Origin of the sequence: Kitasatospora cineracea, assembly GCF_003751605.1 — a bacterium.
GTDB classification, from domain to species: Bacteria; Actinomycetota; Actinomycetes; order Streptomycetales; family Streptomycetaceae; genus Kitasatospora; species Kitasatospora cineracea.
The window spans coordinates 138,598-156,382 of record NZ_RJVJ01000002.1; the positions used below are offsets into that span (position 1 = coordinate 138,598).

The window sequence follows — 17,785 nt, forward strand, 5'->3', positions numbered from 1 at the left end:
CTTCTTGCTTGATTCTGTTCTACTTTTGCGCATGAAGAGCAAGCTCTCCGTGGTGGCGCGGCATGTCGGAGTCAGTGAGGCCACGGTCAGCCGGGTCCTGAACGGCAGACCCGGCGTCGGCACCGCCACCCGGCTCGCCGTCCTCACCGCGCTGGACGTCCTGGGCTACGAGCGGCCGAGCCGGCTGCGCGGCGAACGCGCCCGGCTGATCGGCCTGGTGCTGCCAGAGCTGCAGAACCCGATCTTCCCGGCACTGGCCGAGGTGGTCGGCGGCGCGCTCGCCCAGCGCGGCTTCACCCCGCTGCTGTGCACCCGCACCGCGGGCCTGGGCGAGGCCAGCCACGTCGGCGTGCTGCTCGACCAGCACGTCTCCGGGGTGGTCTTCGCCGGCGGGCACTGCGCCCAGGCCGACGCCTCGCACGAGCACTTCGCGCAGCTGCGCGAGCGCGGCGTCCCGGTGGTGCTGCTGAACGCCTCGGTGGAGGAGCTGGGCTTCCCGCAGGTCGCCACCGACGACGCCGTCGCGGTGGCCCAGGCGTTCGCCCACCTGGACACCCTGGGGCACCGCCGGATCGGGCTGCTGGTGGGGCCGGAGGACCACGTGCCGTCCCGCCGCAAGCTCGCCGCCTTCACCCGCCAGTATGCGCTGCGCGGCCGCGAGCCGCGCCCGGAGTGGGTGGCGCACACCATGTTCGGCCTGGAGGGCGGCCACGCCGCCGCCGAGCGGCTGCTGGAGGCCGGGGTGACCGGTGTCGTCTGCGCCAGCGACCCGCTGGCCCTGGGGGTGGTGCGGGCCGCCCGGCGGGCCGGGCTGGACGTCCCCGGCGACCTGTCGGTGATCGGCTTCGACGACTCGGCATTCCTCAACTGCACCCGGCCGCCGCTGACCACCGTCCGGCAGCCGATCGAGGCGATCGGCCGGGCCGCGGTCTCGCTGCTGGTCGGGCGGATCGACGGCGCCCCCGCGGCCCCGGGCGAGCTGCTGTTCGAGCCCGAGCTGGTGGTGCGGGGCTCCACCGGCCCGGCCCCGTCGGCGCCCTGAGCCCGGCGCGGCAGGGGCCGCCCGGGCACGCCGGAACGGGCGGGCGTCCTCGACCGGACGCCCGCCCGTCCCGCTCGCGGGGGTGTTACGGGTTGACGGTGATGTGCATCGTCGAGGTGGTGTTCTGGGTGTCCTTGTAGTTGTTGCTCAGGGTCAGGTGGTTGAAGGTGACGTCACCGACCGCCGGGCCCTGGCCCGACTCCGGCATCTCGTTGGCCCACAGGCCGTAGCCGGACTTGGCGTCGAAGGCGTCGCCGCTCTTCTGCGCCCCGGTGATGGACACGTTGGTGAAGACCGTGTCCTTGATCGGGTTCTGCGGCTGACCGCCCACGTAGTTGGTCTGGAACATGATGCCGCTGTAGGTGGGGTCGACGATGTCCACGTCGCTCACCCGGATGCCCTGGAACACCTTCGAGGCGGAGAACACCCAGATCGCCGGGAAGACCTGCTGGCCCCAGAAGTGGCCGCCGGCCCGCACGAGCGAGATGTTCTGCAGGTTGGTCGGGTCCGTCCCGAAGCCGTTCATCGGGTAGCCGAAGTCCAGCGAGGAGATGGTGATGCCCGAGTAGCAGAGGGTGTCCGCGATGTAGATGTTGCGGAAGGTGTTGGCGTAGCCGCCGTACACCGCCACGCCCGCCGCGCGCCAGGTCAGGATCGAGGTGAGGTTCTGGAAGACGTTGTTCTTCTCGTCCGCGCCGCCCGCGTCGATCGCGGAGAACAGCGCGAAGGAGTCGTCACCGGTGGCCCGGGCCTCGTTGTTGGAGACCAGGTTGTCGGTCGAGCCGTTGGTCATGTTGATGCCGTCGGCGAAGGTGTCCCGGATCCGCGAGTTGGTGATCGTCATGAAGTCCGTGTTGGCGCCCCAGTACATGCAGACCATGTGCTCGGTCCAGATGTTGTCGATCGTGATGTTCGCGACGTTGGAGAAGTCGAACACCTTGCCGGGGCCGTCGATCCGCGAGGTGTAGTTGCCGAAGTAGGCGAACCCGCTGAAGGTCGAGCCGTTGGCGGTGGACTCGGCCCGGAAGCCGACGTCGGTGTTGGACTGGCTGGTCGGGGCGTAGAACCGGGTGAACCAGGGGCCCGCGCCGATCACCTTCACCGGCTTGCCGTAGACCTGGAACTTGCTGGCGGTCTGGTAGTCGCCGGCGGGCAGGTAGACGCCGACCAGGGTGCCGGTGGTGTCCATCCGGACCTTGTCCAGGGCGTTCTGCACGTCCTGGTGCGAGAAGCCGGCCGGGACGACGTACTTGGCCGGGTCCGGGTTGGCGACCTGGGTGGCCTGCTCCAGGCTGACGAAGTCGATCGCGTACTGCGAGGTGTTCGCCGAGTCCTTCTGCAGCTTGATCTTGTGCCCGGCCGGGACGGTGGTGCCCAGCAGGACGTTGGCCTCGTCGTAGATGTGCCGCGGGCTGCCCGCGCTCGGGCCGTTGCCCGGGGCGGTCTCGGAGCCGTACAGCCAGGCGTACTTGGAGGTCAGGTCGATCGACTTGAGGAAGGTGCCGTCCACGTAGACGTTCAGGGTGGCGTTGGTGCCGTCGCCGCCCGCCGCGTCCGGGATGGAGAACCGGGTGACCAGGGTGTTGGTCGCGGCCTTGGTGGTGAACTCCACCGAGGAGCCGGTGGTGTTCAGCGTGACGGCCTTGCGGCCGGACGCCTCGCCCGCCACGTCGCCGATGGTCCGGTTGGGGCCGACCACCTGGGCGCCGCCGCCGAGCACGCCGTCCTCGGCCTCGTAGTTGTCGAACGGCATGTTGGCGCCGCGGCCGACGTAGAGGGACTGGGTGGAGGTGTTGTTGGCCTGCTTGACGGGCAGCTCGTTGCCGTCCGTCGCGATGACCGTCTTGATGGTGTAGCGGCCGTTGGCGGCGGTCCAACTGCCCAGCGAGACCGGGCTGCCGGTGGCGCCGGGCGCCAGGGTGCCGCTGTACGCGCCGGTCAGGGTCTTCAGCACGGTGCCGGTGGTGGCGTCCGCGACGGTGACCGTGATGCCGTGGCTGCCGGCGGAACTGGCCACCGTGCCCTGGTTCTTGACCGCGACGGTGAAGTTCACCGCGCTGCCGTCGGCGGGGTTGGAGGGCGACCAGGTCGAGGGGGCGGCGACCAGGTCGGAGGAGGCCACCTGGCTGACGGTGAGCGGGCTCGCGGCGGTGAACGAGTTGTTGGTCTCGTCCTGCTCGATGACCTTGTTGTCCTCGTCGACCTTCGCGGTCAGCTGGTAGCTGCCCGCGTTCTGCGCCGGGATCTGCGCGGTCACGGTGGTGGAGGCACCGGCCGCGAGGGCGCCGACGGCGGCCGTGCCGACCTTGGTGGTGCCGAGGTAGAAGTTGACCGAGGTGGCACCGGAGGGGTTGGTGCCCGCGTTCTTCACCACGGCCGACAGGGTCGGGGTGTCGGTCTCCACCGGGGCGGCCGGGTTGCTGCTCACCGAGCTGACGGCCAGGTCCGGGTTGGGGGCCGGGACGCCGATCACCTGGAACTCGGCGGCCTGGCCGCCGGTGGAGCCGGAGTTGGCGGTGATCTTCAGCTGGACGTCGGCGACGGTCGCCGACACCGGGATGGTGACGGTGTTGCCGCTCGCCGGGTCGAAGGTGTAGCTCTGCGCCGGGACGAGGGTGCTGAAGCCGCTCGCGCTCTGCTCGCGGCCGTCCACCTCGATGGTCTGGGTGCGGGCGCCCCACGCCGAGGCCGGGTTGAGCTTGACCACCACCGCGCTGGTGGTGGCGTTGGCGCCCAGCTTCACCCCGAGGGTGTTCGGGTAGCTGCCCGCGGCGGCTTCCCAGTAGGTGGAGGTGTCGTTGTCGTTGGCGTTGGTCGCCACGAAGGTGAAGGTGGAGGAGGAGGCCGAGATCGGCTTGCCCGCCGCCAGGTTGGTGCCCGTCCCGCCGCCGGTGCCGGTGCGCACCACCGTGTTGGAGGCCGCGGAGGTGTTGCCCGCCGCGTCCTTGGCCTTCACGTAGTAGGAGACGGTCGCGGTGTCCGGCTGGCTGTCGGTGTACGTCAGGGTGGTGCCGGAGACGCTGCCGCGCAGCGCGCCGTTGGCGTACACGTCGTAGCCGGTGACGCCCACGTTGTCGCTGGAGGCCGCCCAGGTCAGCTTGACCTGCCCGGAGCCGGCCGCGGCGTACGCCAGGCTGCCGGGCGCGCTGGGCGCTTGGGTGTCGCCGGACTGGCCGGTGCGGGTGACGGTGTTGGAGGCCGCGGACTGGTTGCCCGCCGCGTCCTTCGCCTTGACGTAGTAGGAGACGGTCGCGCTGTCGGCGCGGCTGTCGGTGTACGTCAGGGTGGTGCCGGGGACCGAGGTGAGCAGCGTGCCGTTGGCGTACACGTCGTAGCCGGTGACGCCGGTGTTGTCGGTGGCGGCGTTCCAGGTCAGCTTGATCTGGCCGGCGGCGGGCGAGGTGTAGGCGAGGCCGGACGGGGCGGTGGGGGCCTGGGTGTCGCCGGTGGTCGGGCCGTACGCCTCGAACTCGGAGAGCTGGCCGGCCGGCCACGCGGTGTTGGCGGTGAAGGTCAGCCGCAGGTACCGGGTGGTGGTGGTCGACAGGTTGACGGTGACCGCGTTGCCGGCGGCCGGGTCGAACACGTAGCCGGCCGAGGCGACCAGGTCGGTGAAGTTGCTGCCGTCGGTGGAGCCCTGGACCTTGAGCGTCTCGGTCCGCTTGTCCCAGCCGGCCGGCAGCTTCAGCACCAGCTTGTTGACCGGGACGGCGGAGCCCAGGTCGCCCTGGATCCACTGCGGGAAGGCGTTGTTGGCGCTCTCCCAGTAGCTGGCCTGGTCGCCGTCGCCGACGTTGGCCGGCCCGTAGTTCTGCGAGGTGCCGCTGGCGGTGAAGGTGCGCCCGGCCAGCAGGTTCGCCGAGGCGGAGGTGGTGCCGTAGACCTCGAACTCGGAGATCTGGGCGGCCTGCCAGCCGGTGTTGGCGGTGACGTTGACCCGCACGTAGCGGGCGGTGGTGGCGCCGAAGGAGATCGTCGCCTTGTCGCCGGAGGCCGGGTCGAAGGTGTAGTTCGCCGAGGCGGTGACGGTGGAGAAGTTGGTGCCGTCGGTGGAGCCGAGCACGCTGAGCGTCTCGGTCCGGGCGCCCCAGGAGCCGGGGACCTTCAGCACCACCGTGTCGATGGAGGCCGCCGAGCCCAGGTCGACCTGGACCCACTGCGCGGAGGCGATGCCGTTGGACTCCCAGTAGCTGTCCTGGCTGCCGTCGTTGACGTTGCCGGCCGTGTAGCTGCCGTTGGCGCTGGAGGCGGTGACGGTCTTGCCGAGGGCCAGGTTGGGCCCTCCGGCCGCCTGTGCCGCCGGGAGCAGGGGCCCGGCGAGCAGGAGCATTCCCAGCGTGGCCGACGACGCCGTCAGCCGCGTGGTTATGCGCTTCGATCTCATGACATCCCTTCACAAGGTCGAGAAGATGACAATCTTCTGTCCATCTTTTGCGTGATGGCAGCCAAGAGTTACAGCGGCGCTACGAGCATGTCAACGGATCGGCGCAAGCGTGCGCATACGAAAAGCGGGCGGGCACCGAAGTGCCCGCCCGCTCGGCGGTCTCGTCCTACTGCCCCGTCAGGGGCCCGCTACCCGCTGCCGGTCAGCTCCGCTCGCGAGCCGGCGCGGTCGACCCGCGCACCACCAGCTCCGGCTCGAACAGCAGCTCGTCGTGGGTGACCCGGACCCCGGCGATCTCGCCGACCAGCAGGTCCACCACCGCGCGGCCCATCGCCTCGATCGGCTGCCGGACGGTGGTCAGCGGCGGGTCGGTGCACATCATGAACGAGGAGTCGTCGTAGCCGACCACCGACACGTCGTCCGGCACCGCGAGCCCGGCCCGGCGCACCGCGCGGACCGCGCCCAGCGCCAGCGGGTCGCTCGCGCAGACCACGCCGGTGACGCCCTGGCGCAGCAGCCGGGTGGTGGCCGCCTGGCCGCCCTCCAGGCTGAACAGCGCCCGCTCCACGTGCTCGTCCGGCAGTTCGAGGCCCAGCTTGGCCACCACCGCCCGGGCCGCGGCCAGCTTGCGCTGCGAGGGCATGTGGTCCAGCGGGCCGAGCACCAGGCCGATCCTGGTGTGCCCCAGCTGCCGCAGGTGGCCGAAGGCCTGCTCGACCGCCACCGCGTCGTCGCAGGAGACCCGGGGGAAGTCCAGGTGCTCGATCGCGGCGTTCAGCAGCACGGTCGGCAGGCTGCGCTCGGCCAGCCGCTGGTAGTGGTCGTGCGGGGCGTCGCCCTGGGCGTAGAGGCCGCCGAAGAACACCACGCCGGAGACGTGCTGCTCGAGCAGCAGGTCGACGTAGTCGGCCTCGGAGACCCCGCCCGCGGTCTGGGTGCACAGCACCGGCGTGAAGCCCTGGCCGGCCAGCGCGCCGCCCACCGCCTCGGCGAACGCCGGGAAGATCGGGTTGCCCAGCTCCGGCAGGACGAGCCCGATCAGCCGGGCCCGCTCCCCGCGCAACTGGGTGGGCCGCTCGTAACCGAGCACGTCGAGGGCGGTGAGCACGGCCGCCCTGGTCGCTTCGGAGACACCGGGCTTCTCGTTCAGCACCCGGCTGACGGTCGCCTCGCTGACCCCGACCTTCTTCGCCACCTCGGCAAGTCGTCGTGTCATGGGTGGAGTGTACGACAGAAAACGCAAGCCGCTTGCGTGGATTTGCAGAAGAGGACGGAACCGACCGGTTCCGTCCTCCGTCCGCGGCCCGTGGCTTGCGGGGTCAGCGCAGGTCGAACACCAGCCGGGCCGAGACCTTCCCCGCGAGCACCTCCTCGAAGCAGGCGTTCACGTCCTCCAGCTTGCGGGTCTCCCGGATCACCTTCGTCCGGCCCAGCCGGTGCAGCCGGAACACCTCGGCCAGGTCCTGCCGGGTGCCGACGATCGAGCCGATCACCTTCGTCCCGTTCAGCACGGTGTCGAAGACCGGCAGGGTCAGTTCGCCCTCCGCGGGCAGCGCGACCAGGGCGAGGGTGCCGCCGCGGCGCAGCGCGTCGTAGGCGGCCCGGAACGAGGCGTTGGAGACGGCCAGCGAGACCGCCGCGTCGGCGCCGCCGAGCTTGTGCACCTCGTGCGCCACGTCCTGGGTGCGGGCGTCGATCACGTGGTCGGCGCCGAGCTCCTTCGCCAGCTCCAGCTTGTCGTCGGTGATGTCGACGGCGACCGTCTCGGCGCCGAAGATTCGGGCGTACTGCAGCGCCAGGTGGCCGAGGCCGCCGATTCCGGAGATCAGCACCCGGGAGCCGGGGCGGGCGCCGGCCAGCTTGACCGCCTTGTAGGTGGTGACGCCCGCGCAGGACAGCGGGGCGGCGTCCATCGGGTCCACCCCGTCCGGCACCGGGACGACGTAGTCGCCGTGCGCCAGCGCGTACTGGGCGTACGCGCCGTCCACCGAGTAGCCGGAGTTGTGCTGGCTGGGGCAGAGCGTCTCCCAGCCGGTCACGCAGTAGTCGCACCGGCCGCAGGCGTCGGCCAGCCACGGGATCGCCACCCGCTCGCCGACCTGGACGTGCCGGACGTCCGCGCCGGCCGCCTCCACGATGCCGACGCCCTCGTGGCCGGGCACGAACGGCGGGGTCGGCTTGACCGGCCAGTCGCCGTGCGCGGCGTGGATGTCGGTGTGGCACAGGCCGGAGCACTCGATCCGCACCAGCACCTGGTGCGGGGCCGGGGCGGGCACCTCGCGCTCCTCGATCTGCAACGGCTCGGTGAAGTCCCGGACGACGGCTGCCTTCATGTCCTGCTCTCCTCGCGGTGCTGGGTCATTCCCATGGCTTGCGACAATTCGGGGCACATCCCCGCACCCAGCCTGCTGGCTCCCCGTCCGCCCGGCCAACGGACGCGCCGCAGCCGCGGCGGCCGGGCCCCGCCGGAGGGCGTCCGGAGCTGACGGACCATCACGGAAGGTTCGACGAAAACCCGTCACGCCAGGGCGGGTTGGGCGGTTAGCCTGCCCCACGGACCACCGCACGGGTACGGAGGAAGACCCATGACGCGCAGCCTCGCGCGCACCGCCGCCAGCGCCCTCGCGCTGCTCACCACCGGGCTGCTGCCGGCCGGCTGCGGGCCCGCCGAGAACGCCGGGGCCGCGCCGCCCGGCCCCGGTGCCAGCCCCTCCCCCGCCCGGGCCGCCCGGGCCTGCCTGCGCAACCCGCACGACCCGCACCCCGGCGACCCGGGCGGGGGCGGCGGCACCGGCGTCGTGGTCGGCGACCGCGTCTACCGCACCGACTCCGGCGGCGGCGCCGGGACCCGCTGCGACGGGAAGGGCGAGCGCCCGCCCCGGTACGAGGTGGACAAGGTCTTCGTCCGCCAGACCCTGATCGGCACCGCCAAGCCCAAGGCGACCTGCCCCGGGGAGGCCGCCGCCAGCTTCACCCCGCCCAACCCGCCGGGCACGCTCGCCCCGGACCCGACCACCGCCTGCGCCGAACCGGTGGGCTGACACCACTACGCTGGGCACTTCGACCGGCCCGCGGCGGCATTCAATGCCCGTAGGCTGGGCAGTAAGGGACAACGGGGGCGGCAGTGCCCCCGCCACTGACGGAGGGAGATGCCGGGTGATCGAGCTGGAAGACCTTCCCGAGTTGATCGACCCGGTGATGATCTGCGCCTTCGAAGGCTGGAACGACGCCGGCGACGCGGCCTCCGCCGCGCTCGGGCACCTCGACGAGACCTGGGGCGGCAAGGTGTTCGCCGCGCTCGACGCCGAGGACTACTACGACTTCCAGGTCAACCGGCCCACCATCTGGCTCGACGGCGGGGTCCGCCGGATCACCTGGCCCACCACCCGGCTCTCGGTGGTCCGGGTGACGGAGCCGAAGCCACGGGACCTGGTGCTCGTCCGCGGCATCGAGCCCAGCATGCGCTGGCGCTCGTACTGCAACGAACTGCTGGGCTTCGCCCACGAGTTGGGCGTCGAGCTGGTGGTGGTCCTGGGCGCGCTGCTGGGCGACACCCCGCACACCCGCCCGGTGCCGGTCTCCGGCGTCACCTCGGACCCGGCGGTGGCCCGCTCGCTCGACCTGGAGGAGAGCCGGTACGAGGGCCCGACGGGCATCGTCGGCGTCCTCCAGGAGGCCTGCGCGCACGCCGGGGTGCCCGCGGTGACGTTCTGGGCCGCCGTCCCGCACTACGTCTCCCAGCCGCCCAACCCCAAGGCCACCCTCGCCCTGATCAACAAGGTCGAGGACCTGCTCGACCTGCGCATCCCGCCGGGCGAGCTCGGCGACGACGCCCGGGCCTGGCAGCTGGGGGTCGACCAGCTCGCCGCGGAGGACTCCGAAGTCGCGGAGTACGTCCAGCAGTTGGAGGAGGCGCAGGACACCGCGGAGCTGCCGGAGGCGTCCGGGGACGCGATCGCCCGGGAGTTCGAGCGGTACCTGCGGCGGCGTGACAACCAGGGGCCGAAGGGCGAGAAGCCGATCACCGGTCACGCGACCGAGCGGCCGAAGGACGACGACGAGGAGTAGGCGCTCCACGCACAGCGAGATCGGCCCCGGGAGAGTGGTGACTCTCCCGGGGCCGATCTCGTTGTGGGTGCCGGGTTGCTCGCGCCTTTCCCCGCGCCCCTGGCGGGGCGCGGGGAAAGGGTGTCAGAGGGCGACGCCGAGCAGGGCGTCCACGGTGCGGGAGACCAGGCCGGGGGCGCCGGTGTCCTCGCCGCCCTCGGCGTGGGCGGTGGCGGCCCAGCGGTCGACGGCCGCGAGGGCCGCGGGGGCGTCGAGGTCGTCGGCGAGGGCCGCGCGGACCTCGGCGAGCAGGGCCTCGGCGGGCGGGCCGTCGGGGCGGGAGACGGCGGAGCGCCAGGTGGCGAGGCGGGTGAGGGCGGCGTCGAGGTCGGCGGCCGTCCACTCCCAGTCGCTGCGGTAGTGGTGGGCGAGCAGGGCGAGCCGGATCGCGGCGGGGTCGATGCCGTCGCGGCGCAGGGCCGAGACGAAGACCAGGTTGCCGCGGGACTTGGACATCTTGTGGCCGTCCAGGCCGACCATGCCGGCGTGCACGTACGCGCGGGCGTAGGGGTGCTCGCCGAGGGCGACCTGGGCGTGGGCGGCGCCCATCTCGTGGTGCGGGAAGGACAGGTCGCTGCCGCCGCCCTGGATGTCGAAGTCCATGCCGAGGAACTGCAGCGCGATGGCCACGCACTCGATGTGCCAGCCGGGGCGGCCGCGGCCGAGTTCGGTCTCCCAGGCGGGTTCGCCGGGGCGGGCGGAGAGCCAGAGCAGGGCGTCCAGCGGGTTCTTCTTGCCGGGGCGCTCGGGGTCGCCGCCGCGCTCGGCGAAGACCGGGAGCATCTGCTCGCGGGTGAGGCCGGAGACCTCGCCGAAGCGCGGGTCGGCGTCGACCGAGAAGTAGACGTCGCCGTCGACCTCGTAGGCGGCGCCGGAGGCGAGCAGGCGCTGCACCAGCGGGACGATCCACGGGATGGACTCGACGGCGCCGATGTAGTGCGCGGGCGGGAGCATCCGCAGCGCGGTCATGTCCTCGCGGAACAGCGCGGTCTCGCGCTCGGCGAGCGCGGTCCAGTCCTGGCCGGTGGCCGCGGCCCGCTCGATCAGCGGGTCGTCGACGTCGGTGACGTTCTGGACGTAGAGGACGTCGTGGCCGGCGTCCTTCCAGACCCGCTGCACCAGGTCGAAGGTGTTGTAGGTGGCGGCGTGGCCCAGGTGGGTCGCATCGTAGGGGGTGATGCCGCAGACGTAGAGCCGGGCGATCGGGCCGGTGGGCACGACCTCTCGGACACTGCTGGTGGCGGTGTCGTGAATGCGCAGGGGAAGCCCCTGACCGGGAAGGGCGGGAACCTCGGAGGCGGGCCAGGCATGCATGGCACCGACTCTAACCTTGCGATCATTTGAAAGACCAACCTATGGACGCGATCGGCCGGAATCCGTTCGTCCTCGGTTTCGGATCGGTATCAGACCGGCGGCCAGGGAATAGAAGGCCACTCCGCCGACGGCAGCGGATGCCGTCCGGCGGTCCGCAGCGCGGCGGTCCGGGCCTTCAGCGCGGCGAGCTCACCGGGCGTCAGGTGCGGGCGCAGCCGCTCGCCGAGCGGTCCGTCGAGGTCGGCGGCGAGCGCGGCCAGCACCTCGAGCGCCTCGGCGGTGAGCGGCTGCTCGGCCCAGCCCCAGAGCAGGGTGCGCAGCTTCGGGTCGGTGTGGAAGGTGACGCCGTGGTCGATGGCGTAGATCCGGCCGTCGGCGGCGGGCAGCCAGTGGCCGCCCTTGCGGTCGGCGTTGTTGAGGACGGCGTCCAGCACGGCGAGGCGGCGCAGCCGGGCGTCGTCGCGGTGCACCAGCCAGGCCTGGCGGCCGCCGCCGACCTCGGCCCGGACGACCGGGAGCCAGCCGTCCCGGACGCCGTCCAGGGGCTGCAGGTCGAGCAGTTCGGGTGCCTGCGGGTCGGGTTCGATCCACAGCTGCACCATGCCGGGCCCGGCCGGGCCGTCGCGCAGCACGGTGGGCGGGACGAGGTGCCAGCCGGTGGCGGCGGAGACCTCGTGCGCGGCGGTCTCCCGGCCGGCCAGGGTGCCGTCGGGGAAGTCCCACAGCGGGCGCTCCCCCGCGACCGGCTTGTAGACGCACGGGGCGGTGACGCCGTCCAGGGTGGCGGTGCAGTACAGGACGGCGTTGGAGGCGTCGGTGACCCGGCCGTGCACGGCCAGGGCGCCCGTGCGCAGCAGGGTGAGCGCGGTGGCGGGGTCGGCGGCCAGGGCGGCGCTGGTGGCCGGGTCGGTGCCGGGGGCCTCCACCTGTTCCACCTGCTCCCCCGTCCCTTCCGGTTGCTCGCTCAGCGCCGGTAGCCGTTCGCGCGCGGGCACAGGTGGCCCTCCGGGTCGAGCGGCAGGTTGCAGAACGGGCAGGGCTTGCGGCCGGCCGCGACCAGGTCCAGGGCGCGCTTGGCGAACACCCGGGCCATCGCGCCGCTGAGCCGGACCCGCAGCAGGTCGGGGCCGTTCTCGTCGTCGAAGACCTCGGCCTCGTTCTCCTCCTCGGACTCCTCGACGTACGCCTGCGCCTCGACCACCAGGCACTCGTCCCGGGCGTCCCAGGCCAGCGCCATCGTGCCGACCCGGAACTCCTGTTCCAGCGGCAGGTCGAGCGGGGCGGTGTCGAGCAGTTCGACGGGGGCGACGGCCGGGATCGCGGCCTCGCCGCCGCTGCGCCGCAGCGCCTCGTCGAGGACCTCCTCGACGCGCTCGGCGAGCGCGGCGACCTGGGTCTTCTCCAGCAGGACGCTGGTGATCCGGCCGCGCGAGGACGCCTGCAGGTAGAACGCGCGGGCGCCGGGCTGGCCGACGGTGCCGGCCACGAACCGCTCGGGCTGGTCGAAGAAGTGGACCTGACGGGACACGCTGTTCGCTCCGGAAGGGGTTGCGGTCTTCTCGATCTCACCCTACGGCCAAACGGGCCGTGAGCGGCACGCGGGGCGGGCGGTTTCCGCGTGCGGTCGGGCAGTTGTGCGCGGGCGCGGCGCCCGGGCGCCGGGTGCCGGGACGCTCAGGCGGTGCCGGGACGCTCAGGCGGTGCCGGGACGCTCAGGCGGTGCCGGTCTCGCCGCCGACCACCGCGTCGTCGCCGGCCGAGTGCCCGTGCGGGCGCGGGGCCAGCGCGGCGAGCGAGCCGGTGTCGCCCAGGCGCAGCAGGTAGGGGCGGTGGGGGGTGTAGCGGATCGCGGTGACCGAGCAGGGCTCGACCGAGATCCGCTGGAAGTGGTCGAGGTGCAGGCCGAGGGCGTCGGCGACGATCGCCTTGATCACGTCGCCGTGGGTGGCGACGGCCCAGAGCGCGTCCGGCCCGTGGTCGACGGCGACCTTGTCGTTCCACTCGCGCACCGCGTCGACGGTGCGGTGGCTGAGCGCGCGCAGCGACTCGCCGCCGGGGAAGGCGGCGGCCGAGGCGTGGTCCTGGACGGTGCGCCAGAGCGGCTCGTCGGCGAGCTCGGACAGCGGGCGGCCGGTCCACTCGCCGTAGTGGCACTCGCCGAGCCGCTCGTCCAGCGCGGGGGCGGCCAGTTCGGGGCGGGCGGCGAGCAGCGGCTCCAGGGTCTGCCGGCAGCGCTCCAGCGGGCTGCTGACCAGGCGGGCGATCGGCAGCCCGGCGAGCCGCTCGGGCAGCGCGGCGGCCTGGGCCCGCCCGGTGTCGTCCAGGTCGACTCCGGGCGTCCATCCGGCGAGGATCCCGGCGGAGTTGGCGGTGGACCGGCCGTGGCGGACGAGCAGCAGGGTGGGCATACCTGAAGGGTACGGGGTCCGCCCCTCCCCGCGGGCGGCCCCGGTCGGTCACAATGGCGGGCATGATCGTGGACTGCGGCACCTACCGGGACGGCAAGCGCACCGAGGGCCCCGAGGACTTCTCGGACGCCCTCGCGGAGGTCCGCGCGGCCGGGGACGGGTTCCTGTGGATCGGCCTGGCGGACCCCACCGCGGCGGAGTTCGACCACGTCGCCGAGGAGTTCGGCCTGCACCCGCTGGCGGTCGAGGACGCGGTGACGGCGCACCAGCGCCCGAAGGTCGACATCTACCAGGACTCGGTGTTCACCGTCCTGAAGACCGCCGCCTACCACCAGCAGGACGAGACCGTCTCGATCGGCGAGCTGATGATCTTCCTGGGCGACTCGTACGTGATGACCGTCCGGCACGGCCCGGAGAGCCCGCTCAAGCAGCTGCGGGCCAAGCTCGAGGAGCAGCCCGAACTGCTCGCGCACGGGCCCGCCGCGGTGCTGTACGCGATCTGCGACCTGGTGGTCGACCAGTACCTCGACGTGGCCACCGAGCTGCAGACCGACCTGGACGAGTTGGAGGAGGAGATCTTCTCCCCCGGGCGCTCGCGCGGCGCCGCCGAGCGGATCTACGGCTTCAAGCGGCAGGTGGTGGGCTTCCGCAAGGCCACCTTCCCGCTGATGGAGCCCGCGCTGCGGCTGACCCGGGCCGGCGCCGACGTGCAGGTGCCGTTCGTCGCCGACGGGCTGCGCCCGTACTTCCGGGACGTGGCGGACCACCTGGCCAAGGTCAACGAGGTGGTGGAGAGCCTGGACCGGCTGCTGTCCGACATCCTCTCCGCCAACCTCGCGCAGGTCAGCGTGCAGCAGAACGACGACATGCGGAAGATCTCCGCGTGGGCCGCGCTGGCCGCCGTCCCGACCATGATCGCCGGCATCTACGGGATGAACTTCGAGCACATGCCGGAACTGCGCCAGCCCTGGGGCTACCCCGTCGCCCTCGGCCTGATGGCGGGCGTCTGCGTCGGCCTGCACCGGCTCTTCAAGCGCGCGGGCTGGCTGTAGTCCCGTCCCGGCCCGTCCTCCTCCCTCCGCCCGGCCCGGCCGGTCTCCGCCCGCTCCCGGGGCGGCAGCGCCCCGTCCGCCGGGCTCGCCCGGAGCGCGGCCGGGGAAGGGGCCCGGCTGCGCACCGCGGGCCTCGCCGCCGCCCGGTCGGCCGACTGACCGGCACCGCCCGACGCGCGGCGGCCCCGTGGCCGGGCCCCGCCCCAGGAGGGTCCGGCCACGGGCTGCCGCCTCCGTTGCCACCCCGCGCGAACGCGGCAGTCCTGCGGCCGGAGCCGTCCCGCGACGGGTCCGGCCGCAGGAGTGTGCGGGACCGGTCAGCCGATGGCGACGTCGTCGACGAGGAAGACGGTCGCCAGGTAGGCGTCCTCGGTGCCGGCGAACTCCAGCTTCACGCTCCGGCCCTTGTAGGCGGACAGGTCGACGGTCTTCTGGACGTACCCGGCCGAGGCGTTGGCGTTGGAGTAGGTGGCCAGCGTGGTGCCGTTGACGTTGACCTTGAGGGTGTCGTAGGCGGTGGCACCGCTCTCCTGGGTGCTGACCTTCAGCCAGAAGGTGAGCCTGGGGCTGCCGGTGGCGGGCACCGCGATGTTCGACTGGGACAGGGACTCGATCGCGGAGGTGCCGTAGCCCATCATCCAGGCGTACCAGGAGCCGCCGTGCGCGGCCTGGAGGGTGGAGTTGGTGATGTCGTTGTCGCTCTGGGTCCAGCCGGCGGTGCCCTGCTCGAAGCTCCCGTTGGTCAGCGCGTTGCCCGGGTTGGGGTTGCCGGTGGACGACGGGGACGGGGACGGGGCGGGGCTGGTGGAGGTGGAGGGCGACGGGGAGGGGCTGCCGGTGCCCGGGTCGGGCAGGGCGGTGCCGACGCTGACGGCGGCCCACGCCTTGGAGACGAGGTACCGCTCCTGGGAGTTGGCGCCGTACAGGTCGGCGGCGGCCTGGAGGGTCGCGGTGCGGGCCGAGGAGTAGGTGGTGGTGGAGGTCATGTAGGTGGTGAGCGCCCGGTACCAGACGGCTGCGGCCTTGTCCCGGCCGATGCCGGAGAAGGTGTCGTTGTCGCAGGTGGTGCCGTTGTGCGGGAGGCCGCCGATGGTCTTGGCGCCGGTGCCCTCGGCGGCCAGGTAGAAGAAGTGGTTGGCAATGCCGGAGGAGTAGTGCACGTCCACCGAGCCCGCGTTGGAGCTGTAGCAGGACAGCGAGTTGCCGTCGACGGCGGGGTTGTCCATCCGGCGCATGTAGCCGCCGGGCATGTTGAGCTTCTCGCCGATGTAGTAGTCGCCGGGGTCGGAGCTGTTGTTGGCGTAGAACTCGACCATGGTGCCGAAGATGTCGCTGGTGGCCTCGTTGAGGCCGCCGCTCTCGCCGGAGTAGTTGAGGTTGGCGGTGGCGGCGGTGACGCCGTGGCTCATCTCGTGGCCGGCCACGTCGAGCGCGGTGACGGGGGTGTTGCCGTTCTGCGAGGAGCCGTCGCCGAAGGACATGCAGAAGCAGGAGTCGTCGTAGAACGCGTTCAGCAGGCTGCTGTCCACGTGCACGTAGGCAGGCGCGCCGCGGCCGTCGTTGCGGATGCCGGAGCGGTTGAACGCGCTCTGGTAGAAGTCCCAGGTCTTGGCCAGGCCGTAGGAGGCATCGACGGCGGCGCTCTCCCGGCTCGAAGTCGATCCGGTGCCCCAGGAGTTGGTGGTCCTGCTGAAGGTGCGGGCGTTCTGCTTCGGGTTGGACTGCGGGCTGTTGTACGAGTCGTAGACGATCGTGCCGCCGTGGGAGGCGTCGGTGAGGGTGTAGCCGCTGCCGGACTGGGTGGTCTCGATGGAGACCTGGCCGACGGTGACGCCGTTGCCGGTGCCGGTGACGCCCTGGTGCAGTTCGTACTGGTCGAGCGGCGCGCCGCTGCCCGCGTCGACGATCACCGCCTCCCGGGAGGCGGGGCCGCTCTCGCCCTCGCCGGTGACGGTCGAGCGGTACGCGAGGACGGGGACCTTGCCGACCGCGTACACCACCAGGGTGCTGCTGTCCGCGGCGTCGCTCCTGGCGTTCCTGACGTGCTTGGCGTGCCGGGCGGCCGCGGCCGAGGCGTCGGCCGCACTCAGCTTCGGCGTCACCCCCGCCACCTTGATCGCGCCCTGGTGGGCCTGGTCGGAGCCGGTGGCCTTGCCGTTCTTCGCGTAGTGGACGACCAGGTCGCCGCCGATGACGGGCAGGCCGCGGTAGGTGCGGTCGTAGCGCACGTGCCGGGCGCCGTCGGTGTCGACCAGCACGTCCTTGGCCGTCAGGCGCTCGTCGGGGCCGAAGCCGAGCGACGCGGCGACGGCGGCGGCCTCCCGGTCGGCGGTGCGCAGCGCCTCGGTGCGCGCGTCGGCGCTCATCGCCCGGAACCCGGCGCCGGGTCGGGCGGTGGAGCTGGCGGCCGCGGTGGACTGGGTGGCCGCCACGGTCACGGTGCCCAGGGTGAGGGCCGCCGCCACGGCGGCCGCGAGGGCGTTCTTGCGGGACATCGCATTCCTCCCGCCGAGCTGGGGTTGAGGGGGAGAGGGCCGCGGGACGTCGTCGGGGGGTGGGGGGCGCCCGGCGGCCGGATGACAGCTCGACTGTGGCGATGAGGCTAGGGAAGGCCGGGGGCCGCCCACATCAGGGCAATCCCTTGACCTGGACCGCAGCGGCGCCGGGGGCGCACCATGGCCCGGTGCCAGACTCTGCGACGCGGGTGAGTGAGCTTCAGGGGGCGGCCGGCGCCGTGGTGCCGGTGGTGCCGGTGGTGCCGGACGACGTGCCCGGCACCCGCCGGGTGGTGCTGTTCGGGCCGCCCGGCATCGGCAAGACCACCGCCGCCGGCGTCCTGGGGCGGCGGCTGGGCCTGCCCGTGCTGCGGCTGGCCCCGGGCCCGCAGGACGCCCGCGTCCCCTACGCCGGGCTGCTGGAACTCGCCCTCGCCGCCCAACCGCTGCCCGCCGCCCGGGAACTGGCGGCGGGTCTGGACGGGGCCGCCGGCGACCCGGACGGTGCCGGGGCCTCGCTGCGGCTGCGCCGGCTGACCGCCGCCCTGTTGCGGGACGCGCCGCCCATGACGCTGGTGGTGGACAACGCCCAGTGGCTGGACCCGGCCAGCGCGGCCGTGCTGCGCTGGGCCCTGCGCCTGGCGCCGGACCTGCCCGTCATCGCCGCCGAGCGCACCTGGCGGCCGGAGGCCGGCGGCCACTGGAGCGGCGAGGACGCGCACCCGGTGCGGGTACCGGCCCTGACGGACCGCCAGGTCGCGGCGCTGCTGGCGCCGCACCGGCCGACCCTGCGCGAGGTCGCCCGGATCCGCACCGCCGGCGGCGGGAACCCCGCCCTGGTCCTGGCCCTGGCCGAGGACCTCGACCGCGCCGCCGACCCGTCGGCCGCCCGGGGCGCCGAGGACGGCCCGGCGCTGCCCCCGGCGGCCCGCCGGCTGGTGGGCGAGTGGCTGGGCACCGTGTCGGAGGAGGTCCGGGAACTG

12 protein-coding genes and 1 pseudogene are annotated in these 17,785 nt (G+C 72.9%); 5 read left to right on the plus strand and 8 right to left on the minus strand.

Features of this window, described 5'->3' with window-relative positions:
* The first annotated feature begins 31 nt into the window (after positions 1–31).
* Positions 32–1,042 carry a LacI family DNA-binding transcriptional regulator gene (locus EDD39_RS27150; protein WP_123561146.1) on the plus strand — a complete coding sequence of 337 codons (1,011 nt, stop codon included), beginning with the start codon at positions 32–34 and terminating at the stop codon, positions 1,040–1,042.
* Positions 1,043–1,127: 85 nt separating this feature from the next.
* Here the strand turns inward: EDD39_RS27150 and EDD39_RS27155 are convergent, their stop codons facing one another.
* The 3 genes from EDD39_RS27155 to adhP all read right to left on the minus strand — a co-directional run bounded on the left by EDD39_RS27155 (position 1,128) and on the right by adhP (position 7,759).
* Positions 1,128–5,426, minus strand: coding sequence for a discoidin domain-containing protein (locus tag EDD39_RS27155; RefSeq protein ID WP_123561148.1), 4,299 nt, complete (start codon positions 5,424–5,426; stop codon positions 1,128–1,130).
* A 202-nt stretch (positions 5,427–5,628) separates the two neighbouring features.
* Positions 5,629–6,642 (minus strand): LacI family DNA-binding transcriptional regulator, encoded by a 1,014-nt coding sequence (locus tag EDD39_RS27160; RefSeq protein ID WP_123561150.1) that lies wholly within the window; start codon positions 6,640–6,642, stop codon positions 5,629–5,631.
* Positions 6,643–6,745: 103 nt separating this feature from the next.
* Positions 6,746–7,759: an alcohol dehydrogenase AdhP gene (adhP, locus tag EDD39_RS27165; protein ID WP_123561152.1), complete on the minus strand. Its 1,014-nt coding sequence runs from the start codon at positions 7,757–7,759 to the stop codon at positions 6,746–6,748.
* 252 nt (positions 7,760–8,011) lie between these two features.
* Here adhP and EDD39_RS27170 point away from each other — a divergent pair, with 252 nt between their 5' ends.
* A complete protein-coding gene (locus tag EDD39_RS27170; protein ID WP_123561154.1) occupies positions 8,012–8,467 on the plus strand; it encodes a hypothetical protein in 456 nt (151 codons plus the stop codon).
* A gap of 115 nt (positions 8,468–8,582) precedes the next feature.
* Positions 8,583–9,494 carry a PAC2 family protein gene (locus EDD39_RS27175; RefSeq protein WP_123561156.1) on the plus strand — a complete coding sequence of 304 codons (912 nt, stop codon included), beginning with the start codon at positions 8,583–8,585 and terminating at the stop codon, positions 9,492–9,494.
* Positions 9,495–9,617: 123 nt separating this feature from the next.
* Here the strand turns inward: EDD39_RS27175 and mshC are convergent, their stop codons facing one another.
* The 4 genes from mshC to EDD39_RS27195 all read right to left on the minus strand — a co-directional run bounded on the left by mshC (position 9,618) and on the right by EDD39_RS27195 (position 13,255).
* Entirely contained in the window at positions 9,618–10,847 is a 1,230-nt protein-coding gene (mshC, locus tag EDD39_RS27180; RefSeq protein WP_123561158.1) for a cysteine--1-D-myo-inosityl 2-amino-2-deoxy-alpha-D-glucopyranoside ligase, read from the minus strand.
* Between the two features lie 89 nt (positions 10,848–10,936).
* The gene (locus EDD39_RS27185; RefSeq protein WP_425269794.1) at positions 10,937–11,773 is read right to left on the minus strand and encodes an SCO1664 family protein; all 837 of its coding nucleotides are present in this window, start codon (positions 11,771–11,773) and stop codon (positions 10,937–10,939) included.
* Positions 11,774–11,811: 38 nt separating this feature from the next.
* Positions 11,812–12,375, minus strand: coding sequence for a DUF3090 domain-containing protein (locus EDD39_RS27190; protein ID WP_030458325.1), 564 nt, complete (start codon positions 12,373–12,375; stop codon positions 11,812–11,814).
* Positions 12,376–12,559: 184 nt separating this feature from the next.
* Entirely contained in the window at positions 12,560–13,255 is a 696-nt protein-coding gene (locus tag EDD39_RS27195; RefSeq protein WP_123561160.1) for a histidine phosphatase family protein, read from the minus strand.
* Positions 13,256–13,317: 62 nt separating this feature from the next.
* Here EDD39_RS27195 and corA point away from each other — a divergent pair, with 62 nt between their 5' ends.
* Complete coding sequence (gene corA, locus EDD39_RS27200) at positions 13,318–14,307, plus strand: magnesium/cobalt transporter CorA (RefSeq protein ID WP_162870225.1); 990 nt, start codon at positions 13,318–13,320, stop codon at positions 14,305–14,307.
* Positions 14,308–14,624: 317 nt separating this feature from the next.
* Here the strand turns inward: corA and EDD39_RS27210 are convergent, their stop codons facing one another.
* Positions 14,625–16,802 (minus strand): M4 family metallopeptidase, encoded by a 2,178-nt coding sequence (locus tag EDD39_RS27210; protein WP_123561164.1) that lies wholly within the window; start codon positions 16,800–16,802, stop codon positions 14,625–14,627.
* 101 nt (positions 16,803–16,903) lie between these two features.
* Here EDD39_RS27210 and EDD39_RS41435 point away from each other — a divergent pair.
* Positions 16,904–17,401: pseudogene (locus tag EDD39_RS41435) on the plus strand (AAA family ATPase); the annotation flags it as partial.
* Between the last annotated feature and the right edge of the window lie 384 nt (positions 17,402–17,785).